The sequence below is a fragment of the Thioclava nitratireducens genome (assembly GCF_001940525.2).
In the GTDB taxonomy this organism is placed as follows: domain Bacteria; phylum Pseudomonadota; class Alphaproteobacteria; order Rhodobacterales; family Rhodobacteraceae; genus Thioclava; species Thioclava nitratireducens.
Map to the genome: position 1 here is coordinate 3,512,065 of NZ_CP019437.1, position 23,361 is coordinate 3,535,425.

Genomic DNA, 23,361 nt, shown 5'->3' on the forward strand with positions numbered 1-23,361 from the left:
ACACTGCGTCGACCTTACGCGTCACGGCCCATCACGGGCTGCGGCGCCACGTCGACCGGCTGACGGTTGGTGTGGTTGATGACGTATTTCGCCTCGTCGCGATTGCCGTTGCGCAGCGCGTTCTGGATGCGGAACAGCTCGGCGGTGGTGTATTCGGCCGGGTTCAGACCGAGTTGGGCCGCGATCTGGGCCTTGCCGGGGGTCACTTCGCCAACAGCCGAGCCTTTGCTGGCCGACGAGCTTTGCGACATCGAGGGCGCGATGGAGCCGTAGCCGTCACCGCCGGCAGCAGCCAGCGACGTGCTCAGGGCGAGGGCGAGGACGGAAGTCGTGATAAGCGTTTTCATGGTTACTCTCCTATACGAATACGCATGTTGTTCTTCTCACCGAGAGCGAAGCGACAGGGGGAAGCGTCTGTGCCCTCGGCGATGACGCTGATCTAGGATCGTTCGCATTCGCAGTAAACTGGCGATTTCAAACACAGTTCTGCGCATCTGCGCACCTTGAAAATTGACAGTTCCGCGACAGAAGCGGCAGGCTCGCCCGTAGGCTCCCGCCACGCCCCCTTTCCCTATCCCGGCTTTCCGCATAGAAGGCGCCCAAACCCCTTATTCCATACGAGGTCGACTATGGCGTCCTATCAATATGTCTATCACATGGATGGTGTCTCGAAGACCTATCCGGGTGGCAAGAAATGCTTCGAAAACATCCGCCTGAATTTCCTTCCCGGCGTGAAGATCGGCGTCGTGGGCGTAAACGGCGCGGGTAAGTCCACGCTGCTGCGCATCATGGCCGGCATCGACAAGGATTTCTCGGGCGAGGCCTGGGCCGCGAAAGGCGCGAAAGTCGGTTACCTCCCGCAGGAGCCCGATCTGGACCCGGCGCTGAACGTGCGCGGCAACGTCATGGAAGGCGTGGCCGCCAAGAAGGCCAAGCTGGAGCGTTTCAACGAGCTGGCGATGAACTACTCGGACGAGACCGCCGAGGAGATGGCCCAGCTGCAGGACGAGATCGACTCGGAGAACCTGTGGGATCTCGACAGCCAGGTCGACGTCGCGATGGAGGCCCTGCGCTGCCCGCCGGACGACGCCGATGTCGAAACCCTCTCAGGCGGTGAGCGCCGCCGGGTCGCGCTGTGCAAGCTGCTGCTCGAAGCGCCCGACATGCTCCTGCTCGACGAACCGACCAACCACCTGGACGCGGAAACCATCGCGTGGCTGCAAAAGCACCTGATCGAATACAAGGGCACGATCCTCTGCGTCACGCACGACCGTTACTTCCTCGACGACATCACCTCGTGGATCCTCGAACTCGAGCGCGGCCGCGGCATCCCTTACGAGGGCAACTACTCCGCATGGCTGGAGCAGAAAGCCAAGCGCCTCGAGCAGGAAGCCCGCGAAGACAAGGCCAAGCAGAAGGTCCTCGAGAAGGAACTTCAGTGGATCCGCGCCGGCGCGAAAGCCCGTCAGGCGAAGTCCAAAGCGCGTATCTCGGCCTATGAAAAGATGGCGGACCAGTCCGAGCGCGAGCGCGTCGGCAAGGCCCAGATCATCATCCCGAACGGCCCGCGTCTGGGCGGCAAGGTGATCGAGGTCGAGGGCATCTCGAAACACTACGGCGACAAGCAACTGATCGAGGATCTCTCCTTCTCGATCCCGCCGGGCGCCATCGTCGGCGTGATCGGCCCGAACGGCGCCGGTAAATCCACGCTGTTCCGCATGATCACCGGTCAGGACAAGCCCGACACCGGCGAGATCACCCTCGGCGAGACCGTCAAGCTCGCCTATGTCGACCAGTCGCGCGACGCGCTGGATGCGAACAAGACCGTCTGGGAGGAAATCTCCGGCGGGGCCGAACTCATCGAACTGGGCGACGCGCAGGTCAACAGCCGTGCCTATTGCGGCGCGTTCAACTTCAAGGGCGGCGACCAGCAGAAGAAGGTGGGTCTCCTCTCGGGTGGTGAGCGCAACCGCGTCCACATGGCCAAGCTGCTGAAAGAGGGCGGCAACGTGCTGCTGCTCGACGAACCGACCAACGATCTGGACGTCGAAACCCTGCAGGCGCTGGAAGCCGCGATCGAAGACTTCGCCGGCAACGCGATCATCATCTCGCACGACCGCTTCTTCCTCGACCGCCTCTGCACCCATATCCTCGCCTTCGAGGGCGACGCCCATGTGGAATTCTTCGAGGGCAACTTCGAGGATTACGAAGAAGACAAGATCCGTCGCCTCGGCCCCGATGCCGTCGAGCCGAAGCGGGTGAAGTATAAGAAGTTCAGCCGGTAAGTTCCGACACACACTTCGAACGAAAAGCGAAAGCGCAGAGCATAACCATGCTCTGCGCTTTTCTCTGTTGCTTAAACGCAGTGTTTCTAGGCCACGGCACCTCGCCCCTCGCGCGCCACCTTCCCCAGTTCCCTATTGCCATCTATAGTGTCTGGTAAGGGACAAGACACAAGACAAAGCGGGGATGGGACTTGGCGCATATCATCGTGATGGGCAACGAAAAGGGTGGGTCGGGGAAGTCCACCACCTCGATGCATGTGGCGACCGCCTTGGCGCGGATGGGATGGAAAGTCGGGGCGCTCGATCTCGATCTGCGGCAGCGCAGCTTCGGGCGCTATATCGAGAACCGGCTGGCCTATATGGATCGCGAGGGGCTCGATCTGCCCTGCCCCGATTATCGCGAACTGCCCGAGGTGGACGCCTCGACGCTGGGTCCGGGCGAGAACCCCTATGACCACCGTCTGTCTACCGCCGTGGCCGAGATGGAGCCGTCCTGCGATTTCATCCTGATCGACTGCCCCGGCTCGCATACGCGGCTGTCTCAGGTCGCCCATTCGCTGGCCGATACGCTGGTCACGCCGCTCAATGACAGTTTCATCGATTTCGACCTGCTGGCGCGGATCGATCCGGTGACGTCGAAGGTGATCGGCCCCTCGATCTATTCCGAGATGGTCTGGTCGGCGCGGCAGCTGCGCGCGAAGGCGGGTCTGAAGCCGATCGACTGGATCGTGCTGCGCAACCGCGTGGGCGCCCAGCAGATGCACAACAAGCGCAAGGTGGGCGCGGCGCTCGAACAGCTCTCGAAGCGCATCGGGTTCCGCGTCTCGCCCGGCTTCTCCGAACGGGTGATCTTCCGCGAGCTGTTCCCGCGCGGGCTGACGCTTCTGGACCTGAAGGACCTCGGCGTCGAGAGCCTCAACATCTCCAACGTGGCGGCCCGTCAGGAAGTGCGCGACCTGATGAAGGAGCTGGACCTGCCCGGCGTCGCGGTCGACTTCTGAGGCCCTCTCCCGGCGCGAAAAGCGGAAAAAACAAACGCCCGCTGGGAATGACCCTCGGGCGTTTTGTCACTGGCACTGGTCTTGCACTAAGGCGCGCGGCTCTTACTGAGGCTTCGGCATCTCGGCGAAGGGCGAGACGCGGCTGCGGCGGGGCGCGGGCATCGCGCCAAGGGCCTTCATCCTCACTTCGATCCGGTCCTCCCGACGCTTGAAGAAGCTGAAAAGGGCAATCAGGCGGCTCATTCCGTGTCTCCTTTGCATCGACGCCGTTCTGGCGTCACCCTTTCAGATTTCCGCTCAATTGAGGCGCTTACGTGGCGGGCTGTGGATATGTCGGTGGCGTTGTCGGGACGCTTTCACGGCCTGTTACGCGGCGGCAAAGCTGTCGCAATTTGCGACCGGGTCGCGGGCGCGCCGGCGACCGAGCCAGCCAAGCCCCACGAAAAGCCCCAGCCCAGCCAGCATCATCCAGACCGAGGCGGGCAGCGGCACCGTCGCGGGCGTCTCGACCATCATCGCGATCTCGTCCAGCGAGGCGTTCATATAGTAGTAATTCGTCTCGACATCGAACTGGATTCCCAGCGTCGAGCCCACCCCGGCCTGCAGGTAGCTGGTCAGGTCGTAGCTCAGCGCCGTCGCACCCTGTGTCGTCGCATCGCCCGGCTGCGTCGCGAAAATCTGCGAGATCACCGCCCCCGCGTTGTCGATCAGGCTCACGCGGAACTGCTGGTTCGGGTCATCGTATCCCAAGAGGTAATGGTTCACGATCTGATAGGTGAAGTTGAAGCTGGCGCTGATCACCTGATCGGGCACCGCGAAGAATTGCGTCAACGTCGATACACCGTAGCCGGTCTGCTCGTTCATCACGTCGTAATTGCCCGAAATCGGATCGACGCGCCGCGTCGGCCCGCGCGGGTTGAACCGCCCGTTATTGATCTGGAAGTCATCGGCGAAGGCGGTGCTCGATGTGCTCCAGCCCGAGAGGTTACCGGTCTCGAAATCACCGTTCGTGATCAGGTCCACGGTCACCGCCTGCGCGGCGGAACTGTACAGAACGCTCGCCACAAAGAGGGCAAGGGCGCGTTTCACGAAACGGGCAATGGTAATCCGGAACATCGTTACACTCGATCTCAATGGTGCCGATCCGTCCTTGCGAATGCGGCTTCTTTGACTTTCTTTAACCATTGAAATCGGAACCTACTTGGGCCGGTCGGGGGCAATTTCGCGATGCACCGCCACGATGTCTCCATAATCGAAGCGCCGCCCCTGAGGGCGGCGCAATGGGTGGCAGCGATCTGAAGGGGCACTTACTGTGCCCAGTCCCACGGCACGGTAAACTCGCCCAGCTTATGGGCCAGCGCGTCCTGATCGCAGTCGCCAGTGGTCGCGACATGCGCCACCAGACCGCGTTTCTTGTCCTCTGTGACCGAAATCACATGCGCGTTGATGCCGGCGTTTTCCAGCTCGCCATTGAGCACCCGCATGATCGCCTTCTTGCGTAGGTCGGGCTTGAAGATCTTGCCCACCGCCGTCTTCGGCAACTCGTCCATCACCTCCAGGTATTTGGGGATCGCGGCGCGCTCGTGTATATTCGCTTTCGCGTGCTCCATCAGCTCCTCGTTGGTCACTTCGGCATCCGCCACCAACTCGACATAGGCGCAGGGCAGCTCTCCCGCGAAACTGTCCGGCTGGCCGATCGCGCCCGCGAAAGCGACGGCCGGGTGGCTCAGCAGCGCGTCCTCGATCTCTGCCGGGTCGAGATTGTGCCCGCCCCGGATGATCAGATCCTTCGCGCGGCCCGTGATCCAGAGATAGCCGTCCTCGTCGATGCGGCCCAGATCGCCAGTACGCAGGAAACGCTCCTCGGCGAACAGATCGTGGTTCTTGTCCGGCTCGGTATAGGTCGAGCCCTCGAAGACGCCCGGATTGGCGACGCAGATCTCGCCGACCTCGTCACGTCCGCATTCGTCGAACGTGCCGTTGCGCTTCTTGAGGATGCGCACATGGGTGTAGGGCATCGGAATCCCGACGGAGCCCACCTTCTTCATCCCGTCCACCGGATTGACCGACACCAGGCAAGTCGCTTCGGTCAGGCCGTAGCCTTCCGCGATCTCGACCCCGGTCGCCGCCTTGAAGCGGTTGTAGAGCTCGATCGGCAGCGGCGCAGAGCCCGAGAGCGCGGTCCGCAGCGAGGAGATATCGGCATCGACCTTGCGCTGCACCATCGCCGAGACCGCAGTGGGCACGGTGATGAGGAAGGTCACCTGCCAGCGCTCGATCAGCTTCCAGAAATTGTCGAACACCCCCTCCCCACGATAGCCCGCAGGGGTCGGGAAAATGACATGCGCGCCCGAGGCGATGGCCGACATCAGGATCGGATAGGCCGCGAAGACATGGAACAGCGGCAGCGGGCACATCATCACGTCGTCCTGCTTGAACAGGAGCCGACCACCGAGCCAGCCATTGTAGATCATGCCGGAATATTTGTGCTGCGCGACCTTGGGCATGCCGGTGGTGCCGCCAGTGTGGAAATAGGCCGCGACGCGATCCTCGTTGGGATCGTCGAACATCAGCCTGTCACCGGGCATCTTCGCGGCTTCGCCGTTGAAGCTCATCACCTTCGCGTTGTGCTTCACCTCGGTCTTGGGACGCACGAAGGGCACGATCCAGCTTTTCGGCGGCGAGAGGTAGCGGTTGAGATCGACTTCGAGCACAGCCTCGACATTCGGCGCAAGCCGCACGGCTTCAGCCGCCTTCTGCGCCACGTCCGTCTTCGGGAACGCCTTCAGGGTGACGAGAACCTTCGCCTTGGTTTCGCGCAGGATCGCGCCGATCTGCTCGGGCTCGAGAAGCGGGTTGATCGGGTTCACGATCCCGGCCGTGGCCCCCGCAAGCAGCACCGTCGCGGTCTCCAGCGAATTCGGAAGCAGATAGGCCACCGTGTCGGTCGGCCCGACGCCCAGATGGCGCAGCAGGTTCGCGGCCTGCGTGACCTTGCCGTGCAGTTGCGACCATGTCAGCGTCTCCGCCTTGTCGGTCGGGCCGGACATGATCTGGAATGACAGGGCCGGACGATCGCGATGGGCCTTGGCGGTCTCGCTGAGAAAACCGTAAAGCGTTTCGGGGCGGTTGCGCGCCTCCCAGGGTTTCTCGGCCTCGACCGCATCACGGTCGGCAACTGTCGCGAATTTCTGCATTATTCTCCTCCCGGGGCCGCCGCGATCCTCCACTGACGGGCCACGCGCAGGATGCGGCAAAAGCGCCCGCCACGGCAAGAGTTACGCCGCCGCCAAAACGTCACGTCACGCAAAATCTGACGTGGGGAAACAAGCGTCCGGGTTCAAGGTGGAAAGGCGCGAACGCCTCTCACGCTCCTTCGGTGAATTGCAGCTTCGCCAGTTCCGCATAAAGACCACCCTCGGCCACGAGACTGTCATGCGTACCTTGCGCGACGATCTTGCCTTCCTCGAAGACGACGATACGGTCGGCCTTTTTCACGGTGGCCAGACGGTGCGCCACGATCACCGTGGTGCGCGTCTTGGCCAGCTGATCGACCGCCGCCTGCACTTCGCGTTCCGAGGCTGCATCGAGCGCCGAGGTCGCCTCGTCCAGAAGCAGGATCGGTGCGTCGCGCAGGATCGCGCGAGCAATCGCGATACGCTGCTTCTGCCCGCCCGAAAGCATCACGCCGCGCTCGCCGACATAGGTGTCGAACCCGTCGGGTAGAGCCTCGAGGAAGTCATAGGCATGGGCCGCGCGCGCAGCCTCCTCGACCTCGCGGTCGGTCGCATCGGGACGCCCAAAGCGAATATTGTCGCGCGCCGAAGCCGCGAAGACGACCGGATCCTGCGGCACAAGCGCGATCGCCTGACGGAAATCATGCCGCGCCATGTCGCGCAGGTCGTAGCCGTCGATCATGACTTTGCCGGTTTCGGGATCCCAGAACCGCTGGATCAACTGCACGACGGTCGTCTTGCCCGCGCCCGAGGGCCCGACCAGCGCGACCGTCTCGCCCGGCGCGATGTCGAGATCGACATGGTCGAGCGCGGAGGCCTGCGGCCGCGACGGGTAGTGGAAGCTCACATCCTCAAACCGGATCGCGCCGGTCGCCGGCATCGGCAGCGGCACCGGATGCTCGGGGTCTTTCACCGAGTCCTCGCTTTGCAGCAGCTCCACCAGACGCTCGGTCGCGCCGGCCGCCCGCTGCAATTCGGACCAGATTTCCGACAGCGCCCCGACGGAACCCGCGACCATCACCGCGTAGATCACGAATTGCACCAGTTCGCCCACGCTCATCTCGCCCGCGCGCACGTCGCGCGCGCCGATCCAGAGCACGCCCACGACGCCGGCGAAGACAAGGAAGATCACGATCACGGTCATCACCGCCCGCGTGCCGATCCGTTTCTTGGCGGAGAGGTAGGCTTTCTCGGTGACGTCGGAGAATTTCTCGCGGGTGATCGCCTCATGGGTGAAGGCCTGCACGGTCTGCGCCGCCAAAAGCGACTCCGAGGCCGAGCCCGAGGAATTCGCGATCCAGTCCTGGTTCTCACGGCCCAGCACCCGCAGGCGGCGGCCCAGAACCACGATCGGAACAACGACCACCGGCACGACCAGCAGCACCAGCCCGGTCAGCTTGGCCGAGGTGAAGAGCAGCATGATCAACCCGCCGATCAGGATCAGCACGTTGCGCAGCGCGACCGAGACGGACGAGCCGATCACCGAGAGGATCAGCGTGGTGTCGGTGGTGATGCGCGAGATGATTTCGCCGGTCAGGATGCGCTCGAAGAAGGCGGGGCTCATCGAGATCACCCGGTCGAACACCGCCTTGCGGATATCGGCCACGACCCGTTCGCCGAAGCGCGTCACGAGGTAGTAGCGCAGCCCCGTCCCGATCGCGAGCAGACCCGCGATGACCAGCGCGGCGAAGAAATACTGATCCAGCAGCGCCGCGCCCTTCTGGAATCCGTCCACCACGCGGCGCACCGCGAGCGGCAGGATCAGCGAGATCGTGGCGGTGGCGATCAGCGCCAAGAGCGCCCCGAAGGCCAGCCCCTTGTAAGGTGCGATGAAGGGGCCGAGCCCCTTGAGCGCGCCGATCTTCTTCGTCTTGGGCCGGTCATCGGCCGGTCCCGTCGGTCTGCGAGCCATGAATTCCCCCTTGCTTGACGACGGGTTTAGGCGGCGGGGGCATTGCGGGCAAGCCTCGATTGGCAAAGCCTGCGGGACGCGCATGCCCGGACGGCCTCACGATAGCTCACATTTTCGCAGGAAGGCTACGGGCGGCCGGACTCGAACCGGCACGGGCAATGCCCAAGGGATTTTAAGTCCCGTGTGTCTACCATTCCACCACGCCCGCAGCGCGCTCTGGCTAGCGCGGGCGCGGCGACTTGGCAAGGCCGCTGGGCGCTCAACGCCCCTCGAATTTCGGCGCGCGCTTCTCGAGGAACGCCGTCACGCCTTCGCGGAAATCGTGACTCTGACCGAGGCTGCCCTGCAGCTCCGCTTCCAGTTCCAGCTGGGTCGACAGATCATTGCTGTAACCTTCGCGCAGCGAGCGCTTCACCGCGCGATAGGCCGCCGTCGGACCATTGGCCAGATGCGCCGCCCGGGTGCGCCAGTGGTGGTCGAAATCGACCTCGGCGATGGCCTCCCAGATCATGCCCCAATCGGCCGCCTGCCGCGCCGTGATCTTGTCGGCAAACAGAGCCATGCCCATTGCGCGGGCAAAGCCCACCTGACGCGGCAGCCAATAGGTGCCGCCCGCATCCGGCATCAGCCCGATCCGCGTGAAGGCCTGAATGAAGCTCGCCGCTTCCGAGGCGATCACCACATCCGCGGCCAGCGCAATATTCGCACCCGCCCCTGCCGCAGGCCCGTTCACCGCGGAGACCACGGGCAGCGGGCTCTCGTAGATCGCTTTGAGCATCGGCTCGTACTCGTCGCGCAGCACCCGCTCCAGATCGAGCCCGGCCGCCGAGACGCCATCGCCCAGATCCTGCCCCGAGCAGAAGGCGCGGCCCGCGCCGGTCAGCACGATCACCCGTGCCTCATCCTCGGCGCGTTTCACCGCCTCGAGGATTTCCGCGCGCATCTGCGCGTTAAGCGCGTTCATTACATCGGGCCGGTTGAGCGTGATCACCGCGACCTGCTCTTCGACCTCGTAACGGATAACCTTGAACACCATCTGGAAAACGCGCCTCCCTCTTTGTCGCGCGCCCACGATAACGCGGGTCACGCGAAGGGAAAGCGGAACGGGGCGTCACACGCGCAACGCCCACACCGATTTATTCAGAAGATCTCGAACAGGCCCGCAGCCCCCTGCCCGCCGCCGATGCACATCGACACGACGCCGTAGCGCGCACCGCGGCGCTTGCCTTCCAGCAGGATATGGCCCGCCATGCGCGCGCCCGACATGCCATAGGGATGGCCGATCGAGATCGCGCCGCCATTGACGTTGAGCTTATCGTCGGGAATGCCCAGCCAGTCGCGGCAATAGAGAAGCTGCGAAGCGAAGGCCTCGTTGATCTCCCACAGGTCAATATCGTCGATGGAGAGCCCCGCACGCTCCAGCAGGCGCGGAATCGCGAAGACCGGACCGATGCCCATCTCGTCAGGCGCACAGCCCGCAACCGCCATGCCCCGGAACGCGCCCAGCGGCGCCAGCCCACGCCGCGCGGCTTCCTCGGCGGACATCACCACGCAGGCGGACGCGCCGTCGGAGAGCTGGCTCGCATTGCCTGCGGTCACGCACTTGTCGGGGCCCAGCACCGGCTTGAGCCCTTGAAGCCCCTCCAGCGTGGTCTGCGGACGGTTGCATTCGTCGCGTTCCAGCCGCACCGACTGCTCCGAGACGTCGCCCGTGGCGTTGTCCTTCACCAGCTTCACCGCCTCGACCGGCACGATCTCGGCATCGAAGCGACCGGCCTCCTGCGCGGCGGCGGTGCGCGTCTGGCTTTGCAGCGCATAGGCATCCTGCGCCTCGCGGGTTACGCCATAGCGTTCGGCCACGACCTCCGCCGTCTCGATCATCGACATGTAATAGGCGTCGGGCACGCCGGGGCTGCGGTAGCGATAGCCGTTCCAATGCTCGTTCTGCACCAGCGAGATCGAGTCGAGCCCGCCCGCAAGCGCCACGTCCATCTCGCCCGTCATCACGCCATGAGCCGCCGCCGCGATCGCGTTGAGGCCCGAGGCGCATTGCCGGTCCAGCGTGACGCCCGCCACGGAGTCGGCCAGGCCCGACGCCTGCGCGATATGGCGCGCCACGTTGACGCCGGTGGAGCCCTGCGTGAGGGCCGAGCCGAAGATCGCATCGGCGATCTCGCCGCCCTCAAGGCCTGCACGGGAGACGGCCGCGCGCACGGCATGAGCGGCCAGCGCCGGGCCTTCGAGATTGTTGAACGCGCCGCGATAGGCCTTGCCGATGGGCGTGCGGGCGGTGGAGACGATGACAGCGTCGCGCATGGGTATCCTCAGATGGTTTCGAGCCCGCACCAGTCCGCGATGAACAGGGCGGTGCTCTGGGTGATGCGACGGATGCTTTCCAGCTCGACGCGCTCGTTGAAGCCGTGGATCGCCTCGGCACGCGGCCCGTAGACCAGCGCGGGCGTGTCGGCATAGAGCCCGAAGAAACGGGCATCGGTGGTCGCGGTGATCGCCACGCGGTCGAGATCACTCTCGTTGACGCTGCGATGCGCCCCTTCGAGAGCACCAATCGCGGCCTTCGCCGTGGCGGAGTGGTCGTCGGAAAGCGCATAGCCCTCGGCCATGAAGCCGTGCCAGACGATCTCGGGCAGCGAGTTCTTCAGGAAGGCGTTATTGCGCGCGGCGTCCATGATGGTCTCGGTGATCTCGGCACGCGCGGCGGCGATATCCTGACCCGGATAGATCGCGATGCGCATGTCGAAGATGCACCAGGCCGGGACGGAGGACGCCCAATCGCCTCCCTGGATCTTGCCGATATTGAGGTTGATCGGATGATGGACGTGGGCGAAATCCCCGTGCCGATAACCCGGCGCGTTCCAGCGCTCCTCCAGCCCGTGCAGCGCCTCGATCAGCGGGATTGCGGCCTCGATCGCATTGGCGCCGGTGCCAGCATAGGCCACATGTGTGGGCAGCCCCTTCAGGTGCACCTGCGCCCAGACCACGCCGAGCTGCGCGTCGACCAGCTTTTCCTCGAACGGTTCGGGGATCAGCGCGGCGTCGGCGCGGTAACCGCGCTCAAGGCAGGCCAGCGCGCCGTTGCCGGTGCACTCCTCTTCCACGACGGATTGGAAGAACACATCCGCCCCGGGAGCGAAACCCGCCTTGCGCAGCGCATCGAGCGCGAAGAGGTTCGACACCAACCCCGCCTTCATGTCCCCCGCGCCGCGCCCATAGAGCCAGCCATCGGCGACATGCGGCTCGAACGGCGGCGCGTCCCACATGTCCAGAGGCCCCGCAGGCACCACGTCGATATGGCCGTTGAGGATCAGCGAGCGCCCCTTCCGCGATTGGCTGCGATGGGTGCCCACCACATTCACCGCGTCCTCGTAATCGCCCATCACCGGCGAGAAACCCGGCATGTCGCGGATTTTCTCGACGTCGATCTGCCAGCGATCCACCTCGTAGCCGCGCTCGTCGAGGGCGGCGGCCATGAAGTCCTGCGCGCTCTGCTCCTGCCCACGGGTGGACGGGTGCGCGGTCAGCTCGGAGAGAAACGCGGTCTCGTCATCGAATGCGGCGTCGACCGCCGAGAGGATGCGGGTTTTAAGCTCGGTATCCATGTCATGCCTCAGAATCTGGGAATGTCGCCTTGCGGCAGCGCAAGGGGCGCGCCGGTCGCCTCGCGGATCTCCGCCTCGGAAATGCCCGTGGCCAGTTCGACCAGCGCGAAGCCTTGATCGGTCACGTCCACCACCGCCAAGTCAGTGTAGATCCGCGCCACCCGTCCCTTCGCGGTGAGCGGCAGAGAGCAGGTCTCGAGCAGCTTCGGATTGCCCTTGCGGTCGCAATGCGTGGTTATCACGACGACACGGCGCGCTTTCTGCGCCAGCTCGATCGCGCCGCCCGCGCCGGGGGAGAACTTGCCCGGGATCTTCCAGTTCGCCAGATCGCCGTTCTGCGCGACCTCGAAGGCACCGAGCAGCGTCAGGTCGAGCCGTCCCGAGCGCACCAGCGCGAAGCTCACTGCACTATCGAAGAAAGCCGAGCCGGGGATCGTCGAGACATAGGCCCCGCCCGCGTCGATCAGGTTCCGGTCGGCGCGTTCCGGCGACAGCGTCGGCCCGATCCCGGTCAGCCCGTTTTCCGAATGCAGGCAGACGGGGAAGTCGGAAGGCAGGTGGTTGACCACCTTGGTGGGCAAGCCGATGCCAAGGTTCACGACCATACCGGGCGCGATTTCGCGCGCGGCGCGGGCCACCATGCGAGCTCTAGCGTCTGACAATGCCATACTCCTCGGAAATCGCGTCGAGTTTCACGACGTGGTCGACGAAGGCGCCGGGGCTTTCGACCGAGTCCGGATCGAGCCCGCCCAGCGGTAGCAGCTCTTCGGTCTCCGCGATCACGCGGCTCGCGGCCATCGCCATGAGCGGGTTGAAATTGCGCGCGGTCGCGGCATAGGCGAGATTGCCGAAGCAATCGGCGCGCGCGGCATGGACCAGCGCCACGTCGCCGCGCAGAGCGGACTCGACCAGCATCGGACGACCGTTCATCTCGACGATCTGCTTGCCCTGCGCCAATTCCGTATCGATGCCGATATCGGTCAGGATCGCACCGAGTCCGGCGCCTCCGGCCCGGATACGTTCGGCGAGGATGCCTTGCGCGCAGAACTCGACCTCCATCCGGCCCTCGTTCATCGCCGCGATGGCGTTGGCGTTAAGGCCGAGATGGGTGACGATCAGCTTGCGCACCTGTCCACCCGCGATCAGGTGGTCGATGCCCATGCCCGCCTCGTTGGCATCGTTCTTGACCAGAACAAGGTCGCGCTGCCCCTGACGCGCCAACTCGCGCAGGAGCGCGAAGGGGGTACCGGGCACACCGAAGCCGCCCACCAGCACCGTGGCGCCGTCGGGGATCTGCGCCACTACCTCTTCCATCACGATGGATTTGTCGGGCAGCTTCATGCGCTGACCTCCTCAACCACCGGCAGGTCGTGATTGGCGGCAAAGGCGTCGAGCGCGTCGGTGAGGATCGCGATGATCTCGTCGATCTGCGCCTCGGTCACGATCAGCGGCGGGCATACGAGGAAATGGTCGCCCTCATAGCCGCTTCGCGTGCGACGCGAATAGATGATGAGACCGCGCTCATAAGCCAGCTCGACGAGCTCGACATGCGCGTTCCACTCTTTCGGCAGAACCTTCATCGTCTCGCGGTCCGAGACCAGTTCGAACGCCAGCAGCAGGCCCTTGCCGCGCACGTCGCCGATGAAGGGGTAGCGATCCATGAGCGCGGTCAGCCGCGCCTTGAGAACATCGCCCATCCGCGCGGCGTTGCCGATCAGATCCTGCTCTTCCATCTCGTCGAGCACCGCGAGACCCGCCGCGCAGGCCAGAGGGTTGCCCGCATAGGTGAAGCCGTGCAGGAAGCCGCCCGCGTCGAGGAGCGTCTCGACAATGTCGTGACGCGCGACCACGGCACCCAGAGGCGCGTAGCCCGCGCCGAAGCCTTTCGACATCGCGACGATATCGGGGATGATCCCCCAATGCTCGGCGGCGAGGAACTTGCCGGTGCGCCCTGCCCCGGTCATCACCTCGTCATAGATCAGCAGGATGCCGTATTCTTCGCAGATCTCGGCCACGCGGGTATAGTAGCTGTCAGGCGCCACCAGCGCACCGGTCGAAGCCCCGCCCACCGGCTCCATCAGGAAGGCGAGTACCGTCTCGGGGCCCTCGGCCTCGATCTTCTCGCGCAGCATCTCGGCATATTTGATGCCGCGCTCTTCCTCGGTAAGGTTGTCGCGGTCGAGATAGCAGGTCGGTGCCGGAACCTTCGGCATCTCCGTGAACATCGGCGCGAACTTCCCGGTGAAGATCGGGCTGCCCGTGACGCCGAGCGAGCCCATCGTCGCGCCGTGGTAGGATGGCAGCCGCGAGATCACCTTGTAGCGGCTCTCCTCGCCCTGCGTGACCGCGTATTGCCGTGCGAGCTTGATCGCGGTCTCGACCGCCTCGGAACCGCCGGAGACGAAGAACACCTTGTCGAGCCCTTCCGGCATCCGCGCGGCGACCCGTGCGGCGAGATCCTCGGACGGGTGCGTGCGGAAATGCAGCCGGTAGCCGAAGGTCGAACGGTCCATCTGCGCCTTCATCTTCTCCAGCACGCGCGGATTGGAATGGCCGATATTCGAGACCATCGCCCCCGAAGAGCCGTCGATATAGCGTTTCCCGTTCTCGTCGTAGTGGTAGATCCCCTCGGAGCGTTCGAGGAAAGGCCGCGGCTGGCGCGACTGGTAGAACAGGTGAGACTTTTCAGTCGTCATTTTGCACCTTCGAGATGTTTGCGCAGGAAATTCCGGGTCCGTTCCTGGGTCGGGTTCTTGAAGACCTGCTCGGGCGGCCCCTCCTCGACCACGACGCCCTTGTCCATGAACAGCACGCGGTCGCAGACGGAGGCGGCGAAATCCATCTCGTGGGTGACGATGATCATGGTCATGTGCTCTTGCGCGAGCTTCTTCATGACCAGGTTCACCTCTTCCACCAGCTCGGGATCGAGCGCCGATGTGGCTTCGTCGAACAGCATCAGCTTCGGCCGCATCGCCAGCGCGCGGGCGATCGCCACACGCTGCTTCTGACCGCCCGAAAGCTGCGCCGGGTAATAATCGATCCGCTCGAGCATGCCGACGTGATCGAGCTGCTCCTCGGCGAGCTTGTCGGCCTCCTTGTCGGAGATCTTCTTGAGCAGCTTCGGCGCCATCGTGACGTTGTCCCGAACGCTCAGATGCGGGAACAGGTTGAAGTGCTGGAACACCATGCCGATGTCCTGGCGCATCTTGTTTATGTGCTTCTCGTACTGGTTATGCGGCAGGGACTTGTTCACCTGCACCCCGTCGAGCCAGACCTCGCCGCCGGTCAGCGGATCGAGATCGTTGATGGCGCGCAGCAGCGTGGATTTGCCCGAGCCCGAAGGGCCGATGATCGCGACGATCTGGCCGCGCTCCACGTTGAGCGAGATATCCTTGAGCACTTCCAGCGAGCCGTAGGATTTCTGGGCGTGGCGGATCTCGACGAAGGATTTTGTCTCGGTCATGTCGATATCTCCCGGATCAGCGATAGAGGCGGTTGCGGTTCTCGAACCAGCGGATCACCGCCTCCATGCCGAGATTGATGATGTAGTAGAGAACGGCCGCAGCCGCGTAGAACTCAAAGGCGCGGTAGGTCTGGCCGATGGCGCGCTGCGCCGAGAGCGTCAGTTCCGACACCCCGATCACCGAGACCAGCGCCGAGTCTTTCAGAAGCGCGATCATGTTGTTGCCGATCGGCGGCAGCACGTCGCGCACCGCCTGCGGCACCACCACCTTGACGAGCGCTTGCCTGCGCGACAGGCCCAGCGTGCGTGCGGCCTCCATCTGGCCCTTGTCCACCGCGACCATCGCAGTCTGGATCAGTTCGGAATTATAGACTGCGAAGTGGAAGCCGAGGCCGATCACGCCCGCCACGAAGGCCGGAAGGTCGATGCCGATCTGCACGAGCCCGAAATAGATCAGGAAGAGTTGAAGCAGCAGCGGCGTGCCCATGAAAAGCCACGCGATGAAGCGCACCGGCAGGCGGATGATGGCGGGTGCATAGAGCGCGATCACCGCGAGCAGGATGCCCCCGAAGAAACTCAGCAGCGCCGAGGCGGCGGTGATGGCGATGGTCCACAGGACACCCAGCAAGAGCGTGCCGTAGAAAGGCGGGATGACGGAGAAATCGAGACCCATGGCTCACTCCTTCTCGTGCGGGCGGGAAAGGGGGGCGGATGCGTGGATCATTGGATGCGCACCCTGCGGTCGAGGAAGGCGATGCCCTTGCCCACCGCCGTGATGATGACGAGGTAGAGTATCCCCGCGAGGAAGAACATCTCGAACGGCTTGTAAGTCGAACCGATGTAGCGCTGCGCGGTGTAGGTCAGCTCCACCACCGAGATCGCGGAGACCAGCGCGGTGCCCTTGATCTGAGCGTTGATGTTGACGCCGAGCGGCCGGATCATCAGGCGCAGCGCCTGCGGCAGCGTCACCTTGCGGAAGGCCTGCGCCTTCGACAGGCCCAGCGTGCGCGCGGCCTCGGTCTGCCCGCGGTCCACCGCGACGATGGCGCCCCGCATCGTCTCGGTCATGTAGGCCCCGATATTGACGCCGAGCCCGATCACACCGGCCTGAAACGCATCTAGCTGGATGCCGACCTGCGGGCCGCCGAAATACAACAGGAACAGCTGAATCAGCGCGGGCGTGCCGCGAAAGAAGCTGACATAGGCGCCGCCTATGAAGCGCAAGAGGAAGAAGCGCGACAGCCGGAACGCTGCGCCAATTGCGCCGCAAATGAGCCCCAGCACGATGGTCAGGACCGACAGTTCAACCGTGATCACGGCGGCTTTCAGGAAGTACGGATAGACCTTGAGGATTAGTTCGATATCCACGGCATTCCCCTCAATGATGATCGCGGCGTGGCAGGATCGGCAGCGCGCGTATCTCGCGCACGAGCGCTGTCGTCTCCTCGATCGCCGCTTCCAGGAACGCCTTGCCGGTCTCGGCATCGGCGACGGTCGGATCGCCCATGGTTCCATCGGGCGAGACCGAGGACCACCAGCGCATCAGCATCGCCTTGCCGCCACCGGCCGCCAAATCGAGATTGAAGAACTTGGTGTCGGGATCGTGCAGGTTCTGGCTTTCGGCCTTGTCGAGATCGACCAGATCGGGATGCAGATGCTTGTACATCGCAGCTTCGAATTCCCCGGCATGGGCGATGCCGCCCACTTCGGATTTGCGCAGGCCCTGAATACGGTCGCTGCACAGGTTCCAATACGATGCCGAGACGCAGATGATGCCGGTGCGGATGACCGTCTTGCGCGCCGCGAGATCGAGGATCGGGTGGTTCGACCCGTGCGAGTTCAGCAGCAGGATCCGGCGGAAGCCGTGATGCGCGAGCGACTCGGTCACATCGCAGACGAAGTTGATCAGCGTCTCCGGCTGGATCCAGATGACACCCGGAAAGTCCTTGTGATGCTCGTTGAAGCCATAGGGGATCGCGGGCATCACGAATACTTCGTCGGGCGCGGCTTCGGCAACGCCATTGGCCACCGCCATCCCCAGAACCGTGTCCGTATCGAGCGGCATATGCGGCCCGTGATCTTCCGTCGCAGAGACATTCAGGATCACCACACGATCCTTGTCCGCGTCGCGGACCTGCTCCCAGGTCAGCTTTCCATATTCGGCGGTCATCCGTTCCGTGTCCTTTCGGGAATCCATCGAAGATTGCGGGAGGCAGGGCAGCCGTCAGAAGACGGGCTGCCCACCATTCCTTGGGACGCGCCGATCAGCGGATGTCAGCGCCGATCCACTTCATCGCGATCTTCTCGTAGGTGCCGTCTTCCATCATGGAATCGAGCGCCTTCTGCATCGCGTCTTTCAACTCGGGATTGCCCTTGCGGATCGCGATGCCAGCACCGATCGCGTCGGTCTTCAGATCGTCGAGGATGCGGTATTTGTAGTCGTTCTTCTTCATCGCGAGGATCGCCGCGATCGAGTCGTTGATGATCGCGTCGACACGACCGTTCTGAAGCTCGAGGATCAGCTCGGGCAGACCCTTGTAGGTCTTCACGTTATAGCCTTGCTGACGCGCCCACTCTTCGTGCGTTTCACCAAGGGTCACACCGACAGTCACGTCCTTCAGATCGGCAACCGACTTGATCGGGCTGTCGGGCAGGACGAAGATCGCGCGCTTCGTCGTGTAATACGGACCGACGAAATCGACGACCTTCTCGCGCTCGGGGGTGATCGACATCGAGCCGACGATGGCGTCGTACTTGTTGGCCAGCAGACCGCCGATGATCCCGTCCCACGCGGTCGTCACGATCTCGGTCTTCAGGCCCATGCGCTTGGCGATCTCCTCACCGATGGCCGGATCGAAGCCCACGACCTCGTTCGAATCGTTGATGAAGTTGAAGGGCGGGTAGGCGCCCGACATGGCGATCCGGATCACGCCCTTTTCCTTGAGGCTTTCGAGCTCGTCAGCCGCGGCGAGGCTGGGCAGCGAAATGCCGGTGGCGGCGAGCGTGCTGGCCCCGAGGAGGGTCTTGAGAACGGTTCTGCGGTTGGTCATGGATCTCTCCTGTTGGTCATGACTGCGGGCGGCCTTGTTTCCGGCGCGTCCCGCCACGGCGAGCGCCCCATCCGGAGCCTCGTTGACGGGAACGCTTGCATGGCGACCGCCATTGCGCAAATAAATAATTGAAATCTTCATTATAGATCTGGGCTATGGTCAAACCCTACGAACAACGTTTCCCCTGGCATCTCGACTGGAACCTATTACGGACTTTCATGGTCGTGGTGGAGCAGCGGGGCATCTCGCGTGCGGCCTATCTGCTGGGTCTGAAGCAGCCCACGATCTCGGCCGCGCTCAAGCGGCTGGAGGAACGCACCGGCCATGAGCTGATCATCCGAAAACCGAATGAATTCAAGGTCACTAGGGCGGGAAACCTGCTCTATCAGGAATGCGCGCAGATCTTCGGCGCCGTGTCGCAGATCCCCTCCCTGCTAGAGACCGGCGCAGAGGAGCTGCGGGGCCATATCGCGATCACCACGACGTCACATGTCATCTCCGATCACTACGACGCGGTGTTGCATGATTTCGCCACCGAACATCCCAAAGTGACCTTCTCGATGACCGTGGCCGAGAGCGAGGAAGTGGTGAATCGGGTGCAACAGAATCGGGCGAGCCTCGGGATTTGCCTGCTTCACAAGACACCCGAGAACCTGCGCGCACAGGTGCTCTACCGCGAATATTTCGGCCTGTTCTGCGGCAAGCGGCACCCGCTTTTCGAGCGCGAGAACATCTCGCTCGCGGAGATCGAGGGCGAGACCTCGGTGTCGTTCCAGACCGAGACCGAGGACGGCCCGCTTCACCCCGTCTCACTGCTCCGCGCGCGGGCCAAGCTCGCGCCGAGCTGGCGCGGGGTGTCGTCGAACCTTCACGAGCTGCGTCGAATGATCGTGGCAGGTGTCGGGATCGGTGCGCTGCCGCTGCATGTCGCGCATCGCGATGTCGAGGCCGGGCGGCTGCGCCAGTTGCCGCCCTATGACGGGTTGCCGATGGTGAATATCTACCTGCTCACCAACCCGCAGCGGAAGCAGTCGAGCGCGGAAACCGCGTTCCTCGCGGCCTGTGATGCGATGATGGCCGAGAGCGATCTGGAAGAGCGCACCTATTATTGAGCGCGCGTCTCAGAAGGTGGGCGGTGTCGCGGCCGAGACCACCACGCAGCGCGCCTTGGCCACGTTGCGGAAACGGTGCGGCAGGCGGCTGTCGAACAGGTAGGCATCGCCCGCGCGCAGAAGCTCTGTTGTCTCGCCCACCGTCAGCAGCAACTCACCTTCGATGACAAACCCGCCCTCCTCGCCCTCGTGAGCATAGGCCTCCGCCCCGGTATCGGCGCCGGGCTCATAGGTCTCGTAAAGCAGCAGAAGGTTGGTCTGCCCCGACTTGCCCGCGCGTTTCAGCGAAAGCGCATCGAGCGCCGCGCCGCCCGAGCGGTAGATCCGGCCAGGGTTGATCTCGGTCAGCTCGGAGTGCCGGAAGACGAACTTTCCTGGCTCGGACGGCGTGTCGCTGTCGAAGAACTCCGCCAGCGTCATTTCGAGGATTTCGAGGATCTTGCGCAGCGAGGTGATCGAGGGAGAGGTCTTGTTGCGCTCGATCAGCGAGACAAGCCCGTTGGTCACGCCCGACCGCTGCGCCAGCTCGCGCTGCGACAATCCCTTGTCCTCGCGGATCGCCCGAAGCCGTCCGCCCACGTCGAATTCGCTCACCGCAAGCCTCCTGTCCTTTGCCTGTTCTAGAGTGCGGGCGGGCGGATTTCCAGCGCGCGCGCCGTCGCCCTACGTTTAACAAACTAAACATTGCACAGCTATTCGTTAAACACTAGCGTCACATCATTCCGTGATTCTCCAGCACCTCAGGAGTACCCATGTCCAGCAATGCCGACCTCGAAACCCGCCGCGCCGCCGCCCTTGCCCGGGGCGTGGGGGTGCAGACCCAGAACTTCGCCGTCTCCGCCGAGAACGCCACCGTCACCGATGCCGATGGCCGCGAACTAATCGATTTCGCCGCCGGGATCGCGGTGGTGAACACTGGCCACCGCCACCCGAAAGTCATCGAGGCGGTGAAAGCCCAGCTCGATGCCTTCACCCATACCTGCCATCAGGTGATGCCCTACGAACCCTATGTGCGCCTTGCCGAACGCCTCAACGAGAAGGTGCCGGGGGATTTCGACAAGAAGTCGATCTTCGTCACCACCGGGGCCGAGTCGGTCGAGAACGCGATCAAGATCGCCCGCTCCTATACCGGCCGTAACGCGATCATCGCTTTCGGCGGTGGCTTCCACGGCCGGACCTTCATGACGATGACGCTCACCGGCAAGGTCGCGCCTTACAAGGCGGGCTTCGGTGCGATGATGCCCGACGTGTTCCACGTCCCCTTCCCGAACGCGCTGCATGGCGTGTCGACCGATGACAGCTTCGCTGCGATGGAGAGCCTGTTCAAAACCGATCTCGATCCCACGCGGCTCGCTGCTGTGATCTTTGAGCCGGTGCAGGGCGAAGGCGGCTTCAACCCGGCCCCGCATGATTTCGTCAAACGGCTGCGCACCTTCTGCGACGAGCATGGCATCGTAATGATCGCCGACGAGGTGCAGACCGGCTTCGCGCGCACCGGCACGATGTTCGCGATGGACGCCTATGGAGTGGCCGCGGACATCACGACCATGGCGAAGGGTCTGGGCGGCGGCCTTCCGATCGCGGCGGTGACAGGTCGCGCCGAAATCATGGACGCGGCGAACCCGGGCGGGCTGGGCGGCACCTATGGTGGCAACCCGCTGGGCGTCGCAGCCGGGAACGCGGTGCTCGACGTGATCGAGGAGGAAGACCTCTGCGCCCGCGCCAACGAGCTTGGCTCGCGTCTCAAGCAGCGTCTGGAGGCGATCCGCGCCAACATGCCGGAGATCGCCGAGATCCGTGGCCCCGGCTTCATGGTCGCGGTCGAGCTGATGACGGACGGCAAGCCCGACGCCGCGCTGACCCAGCGCATCCGTGTCGAAGCGCTCAACCGGGGCCTGCTGCTGCTGACCTGCGGCGTCTATGGCAACGTGATCCGCTTCCTCGCGCCGATCACCATCCCCGACGAGCAGATGGCCAAGGCGCTCGACATCCTCGAAGAGGCGATGACCGCCGCGAAGGAGGGCTGACATGCTCAAACTGAACGACCCGAGCCTGCTGGAAACCCGCGCCTATGTGAACGGCGAGTGGATCGAAACGGGCAAGACGTTTGACGTGACCGACCCAGCCACAGGAGAACTGGTGGCCAAGGTCGCCGATCTCGACGTGGACGCCACGCGCGCCGCGATCGAGGCCGCCCATGCCGCGAAACCGGACTGGGCCGCGCTCACCGGCAAGGAGCGCGCGGGCTACCTGCGCCGCTTCCACGACCTGATGATGGAAAATCAGGACGACCTCGCCGCGATCCTGACCGCCGAGATGGGCAAACCGCTCGCCGAGGCCAAGGGGGAGATCGCCTATGGCGCAAGCTTCCTCGAATGGTTTGCCGAAGAGGCCAAGCGCGTCTATGGCGACGTGATCCCCGGCCACCAGCGCGACAAGCGCATTCTCGTGATCCGCCAGCCGGTCGGCGTGGTGGGTTCGATCACGCCGTGGAACTTCCCCAACGCGATGATCGCGCGCAAGCTGGCCCCGGCGCTGGCGGCGGGCTGCACCTTCGTTGGGCGCCCCTCCGAGCTGACGCCGCTTTCAGCCCTCGCGATGGCCGTTCTGGCCGAGCGCGCGGGTATCCCGGCGGGTGTCTTCAACATCATCCCCGGCGTCGATGCGGCGGGCATGGGCGAAGAGCTCTGCGCCAATCCCAAGGTCGCCAAGATTACCTTCACGGGCTCGACCCGCGTGGGCAAGATCCTGATGCGCCAAGGGGCGGAGACGGTGAAGAAGATCAGCCTGGAACTGGGCGGTAACGCGCCATTCCTCGTCTTCGACGACGCCGATCTCGATGCGGCGGTCGATGGCGCGATGATCGCGAAGTTCCGCAATAACGGACAGACCTGCGTCTGCGCGAACCGGATCTACGTGCAGGCCGGCGTCTATGACGCCTTCGCCGAGAAGCTGACCGCGCGGCTTGCGACCCTACGACCGGGCAACGGGTTCGAGCCGGGCGTAACCACCGGGCCGCTCATCAACGCGGACGCGCTCGCCAAAGTCGAGGCGCATATCGCGGACGCGACCGAGAAAGGTGCGCAGGTAGCTGCTGGCGGGCACCGCTCGAACCTGGGGCGCACCTTCTTCGAGCCGACGCTGCTGACCGGCGTGACGCAACAGATGCGGGTCGCGCGCGAGGAGACCTTCGGGCCGCTCGCCCCGCTGATCCGCTTCGAGACCGAGGCCGAGGCGATCGAGATGGCCAACGCGACCGAATTCGGGCTGGCGGGCTATTTCTACGCCCGTGACCTCGCCCGCGTCTGGCGTGTGGCCGAAGCGATGGAGACCGGGATCGTCGGCGTGAATACCGGGCTGATCTCGACCGAGGTAGCCCCGTTCGGCGGCATCAAGCAATCCGGTCTCGGTCGCGAAGGCTCGAAATACGGCATCGAAGATTTCACCGAGCTGAAATACATGTGCCTCGGCGGGATCGAGTGACCGCTGCACCTGAGACATCAGGGTGAGAATAGAGAAGCGGCGGGCTTTCCCGCCGCTTCTTTCATTTTAAAACGCGGACTGAAGAGCGCCTGCGCCCGGAGCGCGCCGAAGGCGCAGGGCGCGCGGCGGCCCGTCCCGACGGGCTGGGGCATTGGTGACCGCGCGCGACGCTCATTCGATGGAGGGGCGTGGCTGGAATAAA

General features: G+C 64.1%; 22 protein-coding genes and 1 tRNA gene. 5 read left to right on the top strand and 18 right to left on the bottom strand.

What is annotated here, in order from left to right; all coding sequences use genetic code 11:
- Window positions 1-14: 14 nt before the first annotated feature.
- On the bottom strand, window positions 15-347 hold the full coding sequence (locus BMG03_RS16770) for a hypothetical protein (protein WP_075774025.1): 333 nt from the start codon (window positions 345-347) through the stop codon (window positions 15-17).
- 282 nt (window positions 348-629) lie between these two features.
- On the opposite strand from BMG03_RS16770, the gene ettA reads away from it, so the two are divergent.
- Window positions 630-2,285 carry an energy-dependent translational throttle protein EttA gene (gene ettA / locus BMG03_RS16775; protein ID WP_075774024.1) on the top strand — a complete coding sequence of 552 codons (1,656 nt, stop codon included), beginning with the start codon at window positions 630-632 and terminating at the stop codon, window positions 2,283-2,285.
- A 191-nt stretch (window positions 2,286-2,476) separates the two neighbouring features.
- Window positions 2,477-3,286, top strand: a complete 810-nt coding sequence (locus BMG03_RS16780) for a division plane positioning ATPase MipZ (protein ID WP_075774023.1) — start codon at window positions 2,477-2,479, stop codon at window positions 3,284-3,286.
- A gap of 102 nt (window positions 3,287-3,388) precedes the next feature.
- Here the strand turns inward: BMG03_RS16780 and BMG03_RS20810 are convergent, their stop codons facing one another.
- From BMG03_RS20810 to BMG03_RS16855, 16 genes are all read right to left on the bottom strand, one after another.
- Window positions 3,389-3,529 (bottom strand): hypothetical protein, encoded by a 141-nt coding sequence (locus BMG03_RS20810; protein WP_157771605.1) that lies wholly within the window; start codon window positions 3,527-3,529, stop codon window positions 3,389-3,391.
- Window positions 3,530-3,652: 123 nt separating this feature from the next.
- Window positions 3,653-4,402, bottom strand: a complete 750-nt coding sequence (locus BMG03_RS16785) for a VPLPA-CTERM sorting domain-containing protein (protein WP_075774022.1) — start codon at window positions 4,400-4,402, stop codon at window positions 3,653-3,655.
- Window positions 4,403-4,593: 191 nt separating this feature from the next.
- Complete coding sequence (locus tag BMG03_RS16790; RefSeq protein ID WP_075774021.1) at window positions 4,594-6,483, bottom strand: acyl-CoA synthetase; 1,890 nt, start codon at window positions 6,481-6,483, stop codon at window positions 4,594-4,596.
- Window positions 6,484-6,652: 169 nt separating this feature from the next.
- Window positions 6,653-8,434, bottom strand: a complete 1,782-nt coding sequence (locus BMG03_RS16795; RefSeq protein ID WP_075774020.1) for an ABC transporter transmembrane domain-containing protein — start codon at window positions 8,432-8,434, stop codon at window positions 6,653-6,655.
- 126 nt (window positions 8,435-8,560) lie between these two features.
- A tRNA-Leu gene (locus BMG03_RS16800) sits at window positions 8,561-8,642 on the bottom strand.
- A gap of 51 nt (window positions 8,643-8,693) precedes the next feature.
- Complete coding sequence (locus BMG03_RS16805) at window positions 8,694-9,470, bottom strand: enoyl-CoA hydratase-related protein (RefSeq protein ID WP_075774019.1); 777 nt, start codon at window positions 9,468-9,470, stop codon at window positions 8,694-8,696.
- Between the two features lie 104 nt (window positions 9,471-9,574).
- The gene (locus BMG03_RS16810; protein WP_075774018.1) at window positions 9,575-10,750 is read right to left on the bottom strand and encodes an acetyl-CoA C-acyltransferase; all 1,176 of its coding nucleotides are present in this window, start codon (window positions 10,748-10,750) and stop codon (window positions 9,575-9,577) included.
- 8 nt (window positions 10,751-10,758) lie between these two features.
- The gene (locus tag BMG03_RS16815) at window positions 10,759-12,051 is read right to left on the bottom strand and encodes an ArgE/DapE family deacylase (RefSeq protein WP_075774017.1); all 1,293 of its coding nucleotides are present in this window, start codon (window positions 12,049-12,051) and stop codon (window positions 10,759-10,761) included.
- Window positions 12,052-12,059: 8 nt separating this feature from the next.
- Window positions 12,060-12,713 (bottom strand): 3-oxoacid CoA-transferase subunit B, encoded by a 654-nt coding sequence (locus BMG03_RS16820; RefSeq protein WP_244270964.1) that lies wholly within the window; start codon window positions 12,711-12,713, stop codon window positions 12,060-12,062.
- Window positions 12,700-13,392, bottom strand: coding sequence for a CoA transferase subunit A (locus BMG03_RS16825; RefSeq protein WP_075774015.1), 693 nt, complete (start codon window positions 13,390-13,392; stop codon window positions 12,700-12,702). Before BMG03_RS16825 ends, BMG03_RS16820 begins: the two co-directional genes overlap by 14 nt.
- Window positions 13,389-14,747, bottom strand: a complete 1,359-nt coding sequence (locus BMG03_RS16830) for an aminotransferase family protein (RefSeq protein ID WP_075774014.1) — start codon at window positions 14,745-14,747, stop codon at window positions 13,389-13,391. The genes BMG03_RS16825 and BMG03_RS16830 overlap by 4 nt, the downstream gene beginning before the upstream one ends.
- Window positions 14,744-15,514, bottom strand: coding sequence for an amino acid ABC transporter ATP-binding protein (locus BMG03_RS16835; protein WP_075774013.1), 771 nt, complete (start codon window positions 15,512-15,514; stop codon window positions 14,744-14,746). Before BMG03_RS16835 ends, BMG03_RS16830 begins: the two co-directional genes overlap by 4 nt.
- Window positions 15,515-15,530: 16 nt before the next feature.
- Window positions 15,531-16,187 carry an amino acid ABC transporter permease gene (locus tag BMG03_RS16840; protein WP_075774012.1) on the bottom strand — a complete coding sequence of 219 codons (657 nt, stop codon included), beginning with the start codon at window positions 16,185-16,187 and terminating at the stop codon, window positions 15,531-15,533.
- 47 nt (window positions 16,188-16,234) lie between these two features.
- The gene (locus BMG03_RS16845) at window positions 16,235-16,882 is read right to left on the bottom strand and encodes an amino acid ABC transporter permease (RefSeq protein ID WP_075774011.1); all 648 of its coding nucleotides are present in this window, start codon (window positions 16,880-16,882) and stop codon (window positions 16,235-16,237) included.
- Window positions 16,883-16,892: 10 nt separating this feature from the next.
- Window positions 16,893-17,684 (bottom strand): creatininase family protein, encoded by a 792-nt coding sequence (locus BMG03_RS16850; RefSeq protein ID WP_075774010.1) that lies wholly within the window; start codon window positions 17,682-17,684, stop codon window positions 16,893-16,895.
- A gap of 94 nt (window positions 17,685-17,778) precedes the next feature.
- The gene (locus BMG03_RS16855; RefSeq protein WP_075774009.1) at window positions 17,779-18,564 is read right to left on the bottom strand and encodes an ABC transporter substrate-binding protein; all 786 of its coding nucleotides are present in this window, start codon (window positions 18,562-18,564) and stop codon (window positions 17,779-17,781) included.
- A gap of 155 nt (window positions 18,565-18,719) precedes the next feature.
- Between BMG03_RS16855 and BMG03_RS16860 the strand changes: the two genes are divergently transcribed.
- Entirely contained in the window at window positions 18,720-19,676 is a 957-nt protein-coding gene (locus tag BMG03_RS16860) for a LysR family transcriptional regulator (protein ID WP_075774008.1), read from the top strand.
- 9 nt (window positions 19,677-19,685) lie between these two features.
- Here the strand turns inward: BMG03_RS16860 and BMG03_RS16865 are convergent, their stop codons facing one another.
- On the bottom strand, window positions 19,686-20,270 hold the full coding sequence (locus BMG03_RS16865; protein ID WP_075774007.1) for a cupin domain-containing protein: 585 nt from the start codon (window positions 20,268-20,270) through the stop codon (window positions 19,686-19,688).
- Between the two features lie 158 nt (window positions 20,271-20,428).
- Between BMG03_RS16865 and BMG03_RS16870 the strand changes: the two genes are divergently transcribed.
- Window positions 20,429-21,703 carry a 4-aminobutyrate--2-oxoglutarate transaminase gene (locus BMG03_RS16870; RefSeq protein ID WP_075774006.1) on the top strand — a complete coding sequence of 425 codons (1,275 nt, stop codon included), beginning with the start codon at window positions 20,429-20,431 and terminating at the stop codon, window positions 21,701-21,703.
- Between the two features lies 1 nt (window position 21,704).
- Window positions 21,705-23,159 carry an NAD-dependent succinate-semialdehyde dehydrogenase gene (locus tag BMG03_RS16875; protein ID WP_075774005.1) on the top strand — a complete coding sequence of 485 codons (1,455 nt, stop codon included), beginning with the start codon at window positions 21,705-21,707 and terminating at the stop codon, window positions 23,157-23,159.
- Window positions 23,160-23,361: the final 202 nt, after the last annotated feature.